The 13,680-nt window shown below is 33.7% G+C and carries 12 protein-coding genes and 3 pseudogenes; 8 read left to right on the forward strand and 7 right to left on the reverse strand.

The annotated features are described in order from the left end of the window. The first annotated feature begins 61 nt into the window (after positions 1-61). A complete protein-coding gene (gene coaE / locus ACE38P_RS02295; protein ID WP_264375848.1) occupies positions 62-640 on the forward strand; it encodes a dephospho-CoA kinase in 579 nt (192 codons plus the stop codon). 283 nt (positions 641-923) lie between these two features. Here coaE and ACE38P_RS02300 read toward each other — a convergent pair whose 3' ends face one another. From ACE38P_RS02300 to ACE38P_RS02325, 6 genes and pseudogenes are all read right to left on the reverse strand, one after another. Then, on the reverse strand, positions 924-2,102 hold the full coding sequence (locus tag ACE38P_RS02300) for a ribonuclease D (RefSeq protein ID WP_029237687.1): 1,179 nt from the start codon (positions 2,100-2,102) through the stop codon (positions 924-926). Between the two features lie 84 nt (positions 2,103-2,186). Further along, positions 2,187-3,506: a dihydroorotase gene (locus tag ACE38P_RS02305; protein WP_264686463.1), complete on the reverse strand. Its 1,320-nt coding sequence runs from the start codon at positions 3,504-3,506 to the stop codon at positions 2,187-2,189. Positions 3,507-3,610: 104 nt separating this feature from the next. Further along, a pseudogene (locus tag ACE38P_RS02310) lies at positions 3,611-3,889 on the reverse strand (lipase); the annotation flags it as partial. 111 nt (positions 3,890-4,000) lie between these two features. Continuing rightward, positions 4,001-4,632: pseudogene (locus ACE38P_RS02315) on the reverse strand (IS6 family transposase). A 300-nt stretch (positions 4,633-4,932) separates the two neighbouring features. Further along, positions 4,933-5,298 carry a transcriptional regulator gene (locus ACE38P_RS02320; protein ID WP_320109916.1) on the reverse strand — a complete coding sequence of 122 codons (366 nt, stop codon included), beginning with the start codon at positions 5,296-5,298 and terminating at the stop codon, positions 4,933-4,935. A 73-nt stretch (positions 5,299-5,371) separates the two neighbouring features. Further along, positions 5,372-5,845 (reverse strand): helix-turn-helix domain-containing protein, encoded by a 474-nt coding sequence (locus tag ACE38P_RS02325; RefSeq protein WP_374699431.1) that lies wholly within the window; start codon positions 5,843-5,845, stop codon positions 5,372-5,374. A 129-nt stretch (positions 5,846-5,974) separates the two neighbouring features. On the opposite strand from ACE38P_RS02325, the gene ACE38P_RS02330 reads away from it, so the two are divergent. The 7 genes and pseudogenes from ACE38P_RS02330 (at position 5,975) to ACE38P_RS02360 (ending at position 12,278) form a co-directional block, all read left to right on the forward strand. Further along, positions 5,975-6,895 (forward strand): Rpn family recombination-promoting nuclease/putative transposase, encoded by a 921-nt coding sequence (locus ACE38P_RS02330; protein WP_374699432.1) that lies wholly within the window; start codon positions 5,975-5,977, stop codon positions 6,893-6,895. Positions 6,896-7,025: 130 nt separating this feature from the next. Then, the gene (gene tnpA, locus ACE38P_RS02335; RefSeq protein ID WP_264686466.1) at positions 7,026-7,277 is read left to right on the forward strand and encodes an IS200/IS605 family transposase; all 252 of its coding nucleotides are present in this window, start codon (positions 7,026-7,028) and stop codon (positions 7,275-7,277) included. 126 nt (positions 7,278-7,403) lie between these two features. Next, positions 7,404-8,531 (forward strand): annotated as a pseudogene (locus ACE38P_RS02340) (IS256 family transposase). 302 nt (positions 8,532-8,833) lie between these two features. Continuing rightward, on the forward strand, positions 8,834-8,962 hold the full coding sequence (locus tag ACE38P_RS02345; RefSeq protein ID WP_264375850.1) for a hypothetical protein: 129 nt from the start codon (positions 8,834-8,836) through the stop codon (positions 8,960-8,962). Then, complete coding sequence (locus ACE38P_RS02350) at positions 8,949-9,155, forward strand: hypothetical protein (RefSeq protein ID WP_264683336.1); 207 nt, start codon at positions 8,949-8,951, stop codon at positions 9,153-9,155. The genes ACE38P_RS02345 and ACE38P_RS02350 overlap by 14 nt, the downstream gene beginning before the upstream one ends. Positions 9,156-9,330: 175 nt before the next feature. Beyond that, a complete protein-coding gene (locus tag ACE38P_RS02355; RefSeq protein WP_264374754.1) occupies positions 9,331-9,864 on the forward strand; it encodes an HK97 family phage prohead protease in 534 nt (177 codons plus the stop codon). A 101-nt stretch (positions 9,865-9,965) separates the two neighbouring features. Beyond that, entirely contained in the window at positions 9,966-12,278 is a 2,313-nt protein-coding gene (locus ACE38P_RS02360) for a hypothetical protein (RefSeq protein ID WP_374699433.1), read from the forward strand. Here ACE38P_RS02360 and ACE38P_RS02365 read toward each other — a convergent pair. After that, positions 12,271-13,488 carry a CCA tRNA nucleotidyltransferase gene (locus tag ACE38P_RS02365; RefSeq protein ID WP_374699434.1) on the reverse strand — a complete coding sequence of 406 codons (1,218 nt, stop codon included), beginning with the start codon at positions 13,486-13,488 and terminating at the stop codon, positions 12,271-12,273. The two genes, ACE38P_RS02360 and ACE38P_RS02365, sit on opposite strands and share 8 nt — an antisense overlap. Between the last annotated feature and the right edge of the window lie 192 nt (positions 13,489-13,680).

Consider the following 13,680-nt stretch of genomic DNA (forward strand, 5'->3'; position numbering starts at 1 on the left):
CATTCAGTTTTAAATAGGCATAGGAGATGCTATAAATATAGTTTTATAAGAAATTTGCTATATGATCATAGGTTTAACAGGTGGGATTGCAGTTGGAAAGAGCTTTGTAGCCAATTGCTTTAAAGAATTTGGTGCCGCTTTGTTTGATGCCGACTCTGTCGTGCACCAGCTTTATAAAGTGGACAAAAACATAATAAGTTATGCAGAAGAAAAATTTCCTGGGGTGGTAGTAAATGGTAAAATAGACAGAGCAGTATTGTCTGAATATTTTTTAGCCTATGATGAAAATTGGAAACAATTCCAATCTTTAGTGCATTCCGTTGTGCGAAATGAATTAGAAATTTTTATTGCTCAGGAGAAAAAAAATGATAGAAAATCTCTAGTTCTAGACATTCCACTCTTGCTGGAAACAAGATTCCGTTTATATTGCGATTTTATTGTTTTTATCCATGCAGATAGCGCTGTACAAGCTCAAAGGCTCAGTGAGCGTAATATGGATAAAGAAAAGCTGAATCTAATGTCCAGTATTCAGCTACCTATTGAAGAAAAAAGGCAAATGAGTGATTTCATCATCGATACCAGCGCAAATGTTTTTTCTCAAGTGAAAAAAATAGTGGATTCATTAAACCTAAACACGTAGCTTTACGTCATACCGTCACTTGGCCGCTAACAAGCAGCGGGATGACGGTTGTCAGGGTAGCTGTCATCCCAGTAGCCTCCCTCTCCTGTCATCCCAGTGCTTGACACTGGGATCTAGCTTTTTGGTAATTTTATCGAAAATGTTTGCTCGTTTACAATCAATTTTCCTGGATCCCAGTGTCTGGGCACTTGGGATGACACCCTACTTAACCGTCATACCGCCGCGGTATCTCTTAGCCACTAACACGTAGCGGGATGACGATTGTCGATAAATCTAAGTTACTTTAGCAACAGTTATTCTCCACCAGATTACTCCGAATTTTAGCTGTACTATCAGCAGATTTTACCATTAAAATCTCAAACCTTGAGCCTGCGTTCAAAAATGATTCAACTGACTTACCGAAAAAATCATATCTCCACCCCTTGAATAGTTTATCTATCTGCCCAGATATTGAACCAGCTAACTCATCTTTTGATGAAACTAACTTTCTTGATATGTTATTTTCCTTACATTTGCTCTCTAAAATAATCGAGAGTATATCAAATACAGATTTATCATAATTATCTGACAGAGTATAATTTTGCTGCACAAACTCCTTCTCATTCTCATTGAAAATATTCATAAATTCTAATAAATCTTCCTCTTTTATATTTTTTGTGTTCCTCTCAAGATCATCTAAAACCTCGTCAATACGCTCCACATTTTTTTCAATAAGACCAATTATTACAGCATTATTAATTACTTTATTACGATTGATGTTATAGCGTTGTGCTAAAGTCTCTTGCCACTCACTCACTGCTTTAACAACTAACATTAGCCTCGGATTTGCTTCATAGTTAAATTTAATCCTCCTCCATGCATCTTTTGGACTATGCAAATACTTATTTATATCAACCAATAATTCCATCTCTTCTTGAAACCAACTCATCCTATTACTTTCTTCAAGTTTATTGCACAATATTTGGTATAGATCATATAGATATACCACGTCGTTTATTGCATAGTCTAGTTGATCCTCAGACAATGGACGCCTTAACCAGTCTGAATTTTTAGCTTTAATTTTATCCAGTGCTATTCCTTGATATTGCTCTACTACTTTTGAATAACCAATAAAGTCATGATAATAATGGCAAAACATAGCAGCAACTTGGGTATCAAAAATAGGAGTGGGAACACATTTAAACACAGTGAGTAAGGATTCTATATCCTGCCGGCAGCTATGAAACACTTTGATTATTCCCTGATTTAGCATCATTTTCTTAATGAATGATAAATCAATTTCTGGCACTAATGCATCTACAATAAAACTCTTCTCTCCGTAAGAAATTTGAATTAACGATAATTTTGGGTAGTAGGTTAAATTATTTCTAATGAACTCCGTGTCAATTGCTATAAATTTTGGATCTTTTTCCATCAATTCTTTACATGCATTTTCCAGTTCCGATGTCGTACTAATTAGCATATATTTTTTATTCAGTGGCTATATTTTACCACTTATATTAAATCTTTACAATTGATTGAAATTGAGAGCACAATTGTATAATAACTAACTCTTCTGTAAATATACAGTTTTGCCAGACACAACGGTACGTACTACGTGCCCTTTCACTTTGCGTCCACCGAAAGGCGAATTCTTTGATTTACTAGCAAAGTTGTCAACTTTAATTTCCCATTCATGATCCAAATCAACTAAAATTAAGTCCGCTACAAGGTTTTTCTGTATGCGGCCACGTGGCATATGTATGATATCTGCAGGCTTATATGTCAATTTTGCAAGCACATCAAGTAGACCCATTTGTCCACTATGATATAGTTCAAGTGAAAGGGGCAGCATTGTTTCAAGGCCAATAATACCAAATGCAGCATTTTCAAGTGGCAGATCTTTAGAACTAAGATCATGCGGAGCATGATCGGTTGCAATGCAATCAATCACACCTGTCTTTAAACCTTCAATCATAGCTAAACGATCCTCTTCAGTGCGAAGCGGCGGGTTCATTTTTGCGATTGCTCCGTGTTGTTTTACTATATCTTCAGTTAAAGTAAAGTGATGAGGAGTTACTTCACACGTAACATTTAATCCCAAATCTTTTGCACGTTTAATAGCATCAAGTGAATCTTTTGAAGAGACATGTAAAATATGGTAGTGTACATTTTCTATGTTCTTCATTAGCAGTATATCACGAGTTACCATAACCGATTCCGATGCACTCAAGATTCCCTTTACTCCCAATTCTTCAGAAATCTTACCCTCGTTAATTACGCCACCAGCAGATAGATTCAAATCCTCTGCGTGTTGAGCAATAGGAACACCAAGCATACTTGAATAAAGCAGTGCCTGTCTCATAATCATTGGATTCATAACTGGCATACCATCATCGGTGAACCCAACTGCACCTGCTTCCTTTAAGAGTGCCATTTCAGTTAATTTTTCTTCCGAAGTGGTGATTTTAGCGTAAAATTGAACATTCACATGCGAAGTTTCAAATGCTCTATATTTCAAATACTTAGCGAAGACAACACTATCAATCGCTGGAACAGTGTTTGGCTGGCAAACTACAGTTGTAACGCCCCCTGCAGCTGCAGATTTGCTGCCTGTATGTATAGTTTCTTTATGCTCTTGACCTGGTTCACGAAAATGTACGTGAATGTCAATAAGGCCTGGCATTAGAACAAGCCCTTTACAGTCTATTATTTCATCAACTCCACTTGTTGAAAATAATGATTCGCCAAAATCAACAATTTTACCCCCTTCAGTCAATAATGAACCTTTTATATCAAGTTTAGTTTCCGGGTCAATAATACGAGCATTGGTATACGCAATTTTATAGCCTTCCTTTTGCCCTGTCTGCAATAAATTCCAAATCATATTTGAGTATCGATTATAAAATAAATCTAAAGTTTTTTTAGTAAAATACAACCAAATTAAAGTGATGATATAAAACTAGCAATAAAGAATATTTAAATTAATACTCAAGCAGCTATTCTATAACTACCATTTTCGATTTCAACGTTATTAAGTGCGGTATTTGCGTTATAAGAACAGTAACATCCTACTGCAAGAAAAGTTAATGCAGCTACAGCAAGCGAAACACACATTGCTAAATGAACCATTGTTAGACTTGTACCAACAGCAAATGCTCCAGATAATACAAAAGAAACAGAAGCATAATTACCTTGCCTTTTACTATAAATTTTTGCTTTCAAGAATTTTTCATTTAGCTCTTCATCCTTGCTTTCAGATTGTTTCTGTTGAGTTACTTCATCAGTTAGACCTTGCCTTGTATCATTCAGCTGCCCTTCCGGTTCTGTCGAATCTATAAACCATAGGAAAGAAGATCATTAAAGGTGGGATTATAGGAGTTATGAAGCCATTAATATAGCAAAATTCTCAAAAGTAGAAACATTATTTTAATAATTTGTCTTTTTTGAATCATACGAATATTTTCTATGCCTGTGATGGTAATCTTTGCGGAATGGAAGCTTTTAAACCCAAGCATTGGCTTTATTAGTTTTTTGATAAATCTATCAACAATATTATTTAGATATTTTATTTGAAGAACTGTAATCTTCAGAAATTTCTGCATTCAAATCATCAAGAGCAGCAGTATTACTGCCGCTTTTATCAATTACAATTTTCTCAGGAAGATAGTTACTCCTGAAGGCTTTACGAAAGAATGCAAGTGCTGCAGACTTGTCTCTACTAACACACAAGAGGAAGTCTACAGTATATAAATAAACCCATTTACCGTTTAATTTAATGTAAGTCTCTCCAACTACTACCAACCTGCTTCTTTCTTTTCCTTACTGCCTCATCTATCAGTGGTGATAACCCACCTTTGTAACGTAGCATTTTGCTCCCCTTATACTCATCATTTCTTCCAAATCTCGATAGCTCAAAGAGAATCAATCGACATTTCATGTATACAGATAACATCCGCTGAAAAGCTAAATCCTTTGAAATATGGCAACAATTTTTGATTGATACGAAACATCTTTGCTTTTTTTTTAGACAATTATATCATTCTTCTTTCGACTTCCCTACAAATGCGACAGAACCCTTTGTAGTACTCTCTCAATTTCTTCTGTAAGTTTTTTACCATTATTCATAAAATATACTCCTCGTTAATAACAAATTGTTTTTAATTATTTACTGCTGTTTTTTATCAGCATTGGCATAAGGCCATAGCTTTCGAGTGAAGTCAAATCAATTTTTCAATCTTTTTTACTTATTTTTTCATCAAGAAATTAAGATATTAACAGATGCTTATTTTATCTAATTGAAAATTAATTCTTTATGTAAAAGAAGTTGTTACTATTTTAGAAATAACATCAGTAGAAAAACCTAACTTGAGTAAATTATTTGCAACTTTCATTTCCTCTACTTTATCAATCTTCTCTTTGTAAATTTGCTTTCTTTGCAATAAAAATTCTACCCATATATTCAGTTCATCTAGTGATTCTTGATTATCAATTTTTCTATATTCTCTTGCCCAACTTAATAATTCATTTTCTGCTTCACCATCTTTGCAATCATTTTCTTTATATTCCTTTATCAAATCTTCAACATCCACTGATAATTCTCTTGCTATTTCCCATAACCTTTCACTTAAAATCGTAACACTCCCTTGCTCGTAGTGATGTATCTGTGAAGGTCCTATATTAAGCTTTTTTGCTAATTCTTCTTGCGTATAGCCTCTTCCACTTTTTTATCTCTTGTCCTCTGTTTGGCTCTTATCTCTCTTTATCAGCATATTCTTCGGTTGATAAGCCTGTTGCTTGATAGATAATCTCAGTATCAAGCCCTACCTTAACTAGATCCTTTGCAATTTTTATTATTGCTGCTTTTATATTACTTTCTTCCTCAGTTCGGATAGATTTGGTTAATGCATAAATTGCTTTGCGTCCTTCTATTCTTTTGTATTTTTCTATGAAATTATACATTTCCTGGATCTTAGCTTTGTCAAAACAACTGCTTTCTTTTAGTACTTTTCGCCCAGGAAAGAGATTTCTAATAGGAATTGATAACACCTCTGCTATAACTTTTAGCTTTTCAGTTGGAATGCCACATGTTCCTTGCTCATATCTTAGCAGTGTATGATAGTTTATGCCTGCCTTTTCTGCTAAGTTTTTCAGGGTATATTTTTGTTTTAACCCCCAGCTCCTTACTTTTTGTGCTATCTGGTACCTTATCGAGATGTTTATCATAAATATTATACAGGTTAATACTACCAAATAAAGATATACAAAAGGGATGCTTCTTTCTATGTTTGAATTTTAGTTGAATATTTCTTCACAATTGTGTATAATTATTAATGCTTTTTAAGTGGATTTTCTATGGCTCTCTCAAGATTTTTAGATCCTAAGCTTGATTTAACATTTAAGAAAATTTTTGGTACTGAAAAAAATAAGAATATCCTTATCCACTTTTTGAATGATATTTTGGGGTTTACTGAAATAAATACTATACAAGAAGTTGAATTCCTTAGCACCATTATGGACCCTGAAATTGCCTCTGATAAGCAGAGTATTGTCGATGTTCTGTGCAGAGATTCTACTGGGGCCAGATACGTGATTGAGATGCAACTCGCTCGTGATAAAGGCTTCGAAAAACGGGCTCAATTATATGCTGCTAAGGCTTACTCAAGGCAGGCTGATAAAGGTGGTAAGTACATTGATTTAAAGAAGGTTTTCTTTATTGCTATTTCTAACTGTAATTTATTTCCTGATAAGCTTGATTATATATCTAGCCATACCATAAGAGATGAAAAAACTAACGAGCATGACTTAAAAGATTTTCAATTTATTTTCATTGAGTTACCAAAGTTTCCTAAGAGTAGAGAAGAGCAGCTAGAAAATGTAGTAGATCGTTGGCTATTTTTCTTCAAATATGCAGAAGAAACGACCGATGAAGATTTAAGAAAAATAGCAGAAAAATCACCAATAATAAAGCTAGCATATGATGAGTTAGATAAGTTTCATTGGAATGAGAAGGATCTTATAGCTTATGAAGAAAGGGTAATGGATTTACAGAAAGAAGCTGCTATCTTAGAACAAAAACTCGATGATGCTACTCAAAAAGGCATCCAAATCGGCCATAAAAAAGGTAAAGCGGAAGGTAGGGAAGAGGGCGAAAAACAGGCTAAAATAGAAGTGGCAAAAAATTTACTTGAAGCTGGTGTATCTATTGACTTAATAGCTGAATCTACTGGTCTTCCTCAAGCTGACATTACACAACTTAAGGAAGAAATTTTTTAGTGTCCCCCTTCGGGGATTGTCCCGCCTTGAGGCGAAGGGCAAGTTACAATAGTCGCGTATGCGACGTTATGGGTATAATGCACACTCTAAGTACGATATGAAAGTACACTTGGTATGATATCGCAAAAGGGTGCTAATAGGCCAAATTGCTGTTAGAGTTAGGGAGCTGTTAAGGCAGGTTACTATGGAAAATGAGATCCAAATTATCTCAGGCAAAGTTGCAGTAGATCATATTCATATGTTTATATCATATAAACCACAGCAAAGTGTTAGTAAAATTGTACAATTTTTGAAAGGAACAAGTTCAAGGTTGCTGATGCAAGATTTTGCAAGTCTAAGTAAGCAATTTTGGGGCAGGCACCTTTGGGCACGTGGATATTGAGCCGTAAGTTCTGACAGACGAGGTTATACAAGAGTACATATCTATCCAGGAAGGCGGGAGTGTTAAATAAACTGTGTCAAACCGAGAAGTAAAGTAATAAATTGATAAAAAAATGGAGGTTTGACAATGAGTCAAGCAAACACAACTACCGGTTTGGTAGACTATAAAGAATTAGAAACAAATATCTTATCATCTATACGAGAAGGAAGACCATTGACAGGAAGAGATGGAGCATTAACACCATTTATAAAAAAACTGCTAGAGGGAAGGCGAGATAGAAAACCATTTGTCGGCTGAAAGCGAAGAAAACAACCGAAGAAATTCAAAGACTTTACGCACAAGCTCAGGATCATTTGAGCTGCTAACGCCAAGGGATCGAGAAGGAAGCTTTGAACCACAGATAGTCAAAAAAAGGCAAACAACCGAACTTGAAGCAAAGGTTTTAAGTACATATGCCAGTGGCATGGGATATAGCATCGCATGTAGAAGAAATATAAAATATCTGCAGCAGAGATATCAAGTATTACTGACAAATTGTTACCGGTAATCAACGAATGGCGCAGTCGTCCGCTGCAATCTGTATATCCAATAGTGTTCATGGTTTTTTAAGGTCAAGGAGGACGGGCATTGTGTAAGCAAATGTATGTATAACATATTAGCAAAATGGCAGAAAAGAAGTTTTGGGTTTTTATTTGGCTGAAAGTGAAGTTCTGGTTGGGAGTACTAAATGACCTAAAGGAGAGAGGAGTAGATGATATTCTGATAGCTTGTGTTAAAAAGCTTTCCTACAGCTATAAATAGCGTATTTCCTAAAGCAGAAATGTATAGTACATCAGATAAGAAATTCACTGAAATATGTATCGAGCAAAAGTTTTCATGAATGATTTGAAAAAAACATATCAAGTAGAGAAATAGCCGAGAATTATTTACTTGAACTGGAGGAAAAATGGGGAGAAAAATATACTTTAGTTTTGGGAGAATAATTGGGAAAATCTGTCTAGTTATTTTAAATATTCCGGCCCTGTAAGAAAGTTAATTTATACCACAAATCCTATTGAAGGGTTACATAGACAGATCAGAAAATTTACTAAAACTAAGGGCTCATTTACTAGCACAAATGCCTTGTATAAACAGGTATATTGTGCTATAAAGAAGGCAGGAGAGAAATGGACTATGCCTATACATGATTGGGCTTTAACTATCTCTCAACTTGATATCTTTTTTCCTGGTAGGCTAAAAATCGAGTTGAACTAAAAATGCGATTTGACACAGTTTATTTAACACTCCCGAAAATGCTACCACTGAACAACAAAATATTCAAGGACAGAGCATATAGCTACTTTTACCGTTATCCCAGTGTTGTAAAACTGGGGTAACACCTTCCGCTACGCAAATCACCTACAAAACACAATCTTTTTATTCCCCCAAACAATTAGCTGTGAATTTAAGCAATCATATTAATATAGTAAATATTTACTTAATATACTAGTATTTACCTTGACTAAACAATTATAGTGCTGTATGATTTGTACTTAAGCTTTAATAGTGAGGTGTTGATGGACACACAAGAATTAGAAAACTTACAGAAAAGTTCATCAACAAAATCCCAAGATGCTGAGGAGAAAACATCAGAAGAGTTGGAAAGAAATTTAAACCCGAATGAAGCCAATAATGATATATTCTAAAATCTATCAAGAATACGAGGGAGAAACATGGACAGAGTCATTAATGAATGGTTTTATAGCAGCTGTTTCTTTGGGATTTGGCTTCCTTCTAGGAAAAATAATTACTCCTACAAACGAAGCTGTTTCTACAAATCTAGAAAACGCTGCTGTTGAACAACCCAATGTGCAACAAACCCTACCCTTATATATATAAAATGACAAATTTTATAACTAAAAAAGTACTTCCCCATTTTCAAAGCACTGCATACAATAGAATTATATTGCAGTGCCTTATACTCATCCTGAGATATAGGAAAACAATCTATACAACATTTTAAGCTGGCTCAGAGCGCTGGCAAACCCAATACCATAATTTACAAGGAGGACTTATGAATAAGAAATTTCTCTATTCACCATTGTCAATAAAAAGCATAGAAGAAAACGGAGTATTTTCTGGCTATGCGAGCGTTTTTAATATAGTTGATAAGCAAAATGATCTGATATTACCAGGAGCATTTAAGAATAACTTAAATAAAAGTCAGATAAAACTTCTTTGGCAGCACAATCCGAGCGAGCCTATAGGTAATATTACGGATATTTGCGAAAATGATGTTGGCCTATATATAACTGCACATTTGCTTTTTGGTATTCAAAAAGCAGAGGAAGCATATTTAATGCTCAAAACTGGAACTATTAACGGGCTTTCGATTGGCTATATACCAATAGAGTATGATGTTGATCATGAAAGCGGAGCTCGAGTGTTAAAACAAGTGGAGCTATGGGAAGTTAGTTTAGTCACTTTCCCTGCAAATTTGTCAGCTCAGGTAATCAATGTGAAGAATCATTACAATGAACAAGAAATGTTAGCAAGAGCAATAGAAAAAGCAAATTCTGTGCTTACGAACATGTGTATTTCTACTTAAAATCTATAAAAATTTTCACACAATTTAACATTTATATTATTATTTATTTAATAATTATATTAATATATATAACTTCAATACTTTAAAAATTAGGTAATTTTATGCTAAATGCTAACAATAAGGTTAATTACAAACCTAGTATTAAACAAAAGGAAAAAAAATATAGCTTATCCACTGTGCTTGCTTGGCTATATCTAAAAACAATCGGACGAATATTGCCAGGGAGATGGAATAAATGGGCAGAGAATATCCTACACCACAATAAAGTTATTGTGAATAATGGAGTTCAAACTGATGCTCCCGAAGTAGTAGATCAAAGTGTTCAAATTTCTGAAGTTGTAGCACAAGAGGTCCAAAGTAAAATAATTAGTGAAGGTAAAACTACATTTAAAGATACAGAAATTCAGACTGAATTTGTTGAGACAGAGGATAAGAATGAAAAATTAAAGGAGCAACTGGAAGGTGTAAGTCAGGCACTAGAGGTGTTCATTGGGCTCTATAATAATCAAGCAGAGTATATTGAAAATTTACAATTAGAGAGTGATTTTTTAAAAGAGGAAAAAGAACAATTAAACTCCTTAATTAAAAAACTTAAAGAGAGTTATAAAGAATTAGCAAAAGTTGCACGAAAAAGAGGAGAAGAATTTTTAGTACAGTTGAAGAAAAAGTCTGAAGAGATATTACGTTTGCAGAAAGAATTAACTGAGTGCAGTAAAGAATTTGCAAATAAAATAGAAATGCTCTCAGTAAGGTTAGAAGAAAAAGATGGGGAAATAGGTAGTTTAACGGAATTAAATAAAATATTAGAACAAGAGAAAAAGGAAATGGAGACTAAAAATAACGAACAAAAGCAAGTTATATCTGATCTAGAGAAAAGAATAAAAGAGCAAGAGGATTTAATAAAGTCATTTCATGAAAATAAAGATATAAATGAAACTGTGAAGAAAGAGAATGAAAACCTACGAGTGCAAAAAACAGAACTTGAGAATGAAGTTAGTAAGTTAAAAAACGAATTTGATACTAAAATAAAGCAATTAAATGAACAAAAAAAAGCAGAATTAGAACAAGCTAAGAAAAAAAATACTGAAGTAGAGGACCTTACAAGAGAATTGGAAAGTACTCAGCAACAATTAGAGCAAGAAAAGACTAATCTAAATACCATTGAAAAAAAGAAACAAGATTTAGAAAGTGAAATTAATGAATTGAAAGAACAAGCTAAGGGAAAAGATGCTGAAGTAGAGAATCTTAAACAACAATTAGAGAAAGAAAAGACTAATCTAAATACCATTGAAAAAGAGAAAAAAGAATTAGAAAGTAAGATTACTAGTCTACAAGAACAAGTACAGGCATTAGAAAAAAGTAAAGAGTGGGAATCAGCGGGAATAGATGATAGCTTAAAGGAAACTCATTCGAATCTGACAGAAATGTTAAAAGAAGAACTTGCAAAGCAAGAGAAGCAGATTAAGCAGTTACAAGAGGAACATAAGCAAGCAGAAAATCGATCGAAAATTGATATTACAAAACTACAGGAAGAAAATAAAGGTCTGTTAGCTGAAATAGATCAATTAAAGAGAAGCTTATCAAGCACGCCAAAGCAGTTGGAGCAACAGCAATTGTCAAATAATCAAGAACAACAAAAGTTACAAAACAAGCAAAAAGACGCTAGTAAAAAGCCAGAAGATATTAATAAAAAAACTAAAGCAGATACAAAGAGTATTTTTTCTACTTCTGGTTCTGTGAAGTCAAAATTTTCAAATACTTTATCTAAGCTTCGCGGGAATGACAGTCTCGATAAATTTTTATCTGATCAAAATACAAAGTTGAAAAAAAGTTTTCCTGAATTTGAAGGAAAACACTTTTGCCATAACGTGCTTGATGAAACTATAAAATCTTTATCAAATCAAGGTGATGGTAAATTTGAAAGTGATAAATTACTTGAGTTATTGAAAAGTAATTTGATGAAATCTGGAAGAGCGATTATAGAAATTAAGGTTAACACAGTTGTTGAAAAAGTTGGTAAAAAGCATTCTATCGAACAGGTAATTTTTGTTCAAGAGTGTGCAAAAGGGTTATATTTAAATGAAGAAGATAGTCAAGCAATAATAAGTTCCTTAATGGAATTTTTAGCTCACAAAAATAATAGCAATAATGATTCAGTCAAAAAATTTGTTGTGCAGAAGTTAACGGAAGCTGAAATGAAATGTTTTTCAGATAAGATTCAAGGATTACAACTAGCATCAAGCATACGAGATAAATTTTTATCTCCAGATCAGAAAATGTGCGTTCAAACTTCAAAAGAAAACAATGAATATGAATTAACAGATAAAGCTAAAAAAGAATACACACCTAACTCTTCCATGAGTCACACTAATAGCACTCCGGTAAGTGTGAAGCAAGAAGCAAGGTCTAGATAAAACTTTTAGCATAAAGTATCAGCTCCTCCTTTGTTAAAGTGTAGGAGCTGTCTTCCCAATGTTGTCGTAGCAATTCCAAGTTTCTACCTAAATTTTTTCCTGGTTGATGACCTATAGTTATTAAATCATCACCAGATAAAGGAAATTTTGGAATGTTAAACATCTTAGCAAATGAAATATACTCATCAACATTTATTCCAGACTCAATACCACAAATCTTCATTAAGTCACAATATAATTCCTTACCAAATAAAGATATGTATTTCTTTTGTTCTTTTTCTGAAAGCTCTGTTTTGATATCGTTTGATAATAAAAATAATAGCTTTTTCTTTTGCTTATTTGAAAGACGTAAAAACTTGCTCACTTCTTCTCCAAGACTAACTCTATCTTCAGCAGTCCTAATAAGCAACGCTAATTTTGTTAGTGAATCATCTAGGAAAGGCGTATGGACATACGCTGAGGGTTTTGTAGGAGGTTTAGTGTTGATAAGAAGTGGTGAAGATAAAATTTCGCATTTTACTTCTTTTGGAATAATTTTTTGTAAAACATCAGATTTTTGCATGCTCTTAAGTGTTGGAGCAGGATCATTGCATTCCAAGAGTTTAAATATTTCTTCTCTTATTCTCTCTCCAGAGAGGTTTTGAATCATGTGTGAATGCTTTTTGCACACATCCAATATTTCATCACTTAAATCTCCTATGCATATTTTAGCGTGAAAACGAAACGCTCTTAAAATACGTAGATAGTCTTCCTTAATCCTATCTTCAGCGTTACCTATAAAGTTTAACTTTCGTGCTTTTAAGTCCTGAATGCCACCAAAGTAGTCGTATATATGGCCATATTTGTCTGCATAAAGAGCATTAAACGTAAAGTCGCGCCTTGAAGCATCAGCTTGCCAATCATTAGTAAATTCTACCTTCGCATGTCTACCGTCACACTTTACATCATGCCTTAGCGTTGTAATCTCAAAGGATCTTTTATTTAAAATCACAGTAATAGTTCCATGTTTTAAGCCAGTTGGAATAGTTTTTATATTACGGAGTTTTAACGCTTTAACTGCTTGATTAGGCAGCAGATTAGTAGCAAGATCGATGTCGTGAATGTCACGCTGTAAAATTGAATCTCTAACACATCCACCAACAAGCCTTGCCTCACCACCAAATTTCTCTATGGCCTCAATAATTACACTAGTTTCGTGATCAATTTGCATTTAGGTTACACATACTGAAAATCATGTTACAAAAAATGCGAAACTTTTGCAAAAATCCTCATATAAAAATATATAGGCAGGAGAGTGGTAAAATAAGAGGGTAAAGTGATAGAGTAAGTCTACAACAAATCCAGTGCCTAGAAACTTATAAGTATAAAAGTAATGTTAAAATACAATGTTTTCGATGATTAT

Origin of the sequence: Wolbachia endosymbiont (group A) of Limnophora tigrina, assembly GCF_964263225.1 — a bacterium.
Classification (GTDB): domain Bacteria; phylum Pseudomonadota; class Alphaproteobacteria; order Rickettsiales; family Anaplasmataceae; genus Wolbachia.

Bases quoted from the DNA above. Each gene is read 5' to 3' on its own strand.
- ACE38P_RS02300 (WP_029237687.1), bottom strand. From the start codon at position 2,102: ATGCTAATTAGTACGACATCGGAACTGGAAAATGCATGTAAAGAATTG.
- ACE38P_RS02365 (WP_374699434.1), bottom strand. From the start codon at position 13,488: ATGCAAATTGATCACGAAACTAGTGTAATTATTGAGGCCATAGAGAAA.
- ACE38P_RS02345 (WP_264375850.1), top strand. From the start codon at position 8,834: ATGGACACACAAGAATTAGAAAACTTACAGAAAAGTTCATCAACAAAA.
- ACE38P_RS02355 (WP_264374754.1), top strand. From the start codon at position 9,331: ATGAATAAGAAATTTCTCTATTCACCATTGTCAATAAAAAGCATAGAA.
- ACE38P_RS02360 (WP_374699433.1), top strand. From the start codon at position 9,966: ATGCTAAATGCTAACAATAAGGTTAATTACAAACCTAGTATTAAACAA.
- ACE38P_RS02350 (WP_264683336.1), top strand. From the start codon at position 8,949: ATGATATATTCTAAAATCTATCAAGAATACGAGGGAGAAACATGGACA.
- coaE (WP_264375848.1), top strand. From the start codon at position 62: ATGATCATAGGTTTAACAGGTGGGATTGCAGTTGGAAAGAGCTTTGTA.
- ACE38P_RS02305 (WP_264686463.1), bottom strand. From the start codon at position 3,506: ATGATTTGGAATTTATTGCAGACAGGGCAAAAGGAAGGCTATAAAATT.
- ACE38P_RS02330 (WP_374699432.1), top strand. From the start codon at position 5,975: ATGGCTCTCTCAAGATTTTTAGATCCTAAGCTTGATTTAACATTTAAG.
- ACE38P_RS02325 (WP_374699431.1), bottom strand. From the start codon at position 5,845: ATGATAAACATCTCGATAAGGTACCAGATAGCACAAAAAGTAAGGAGC.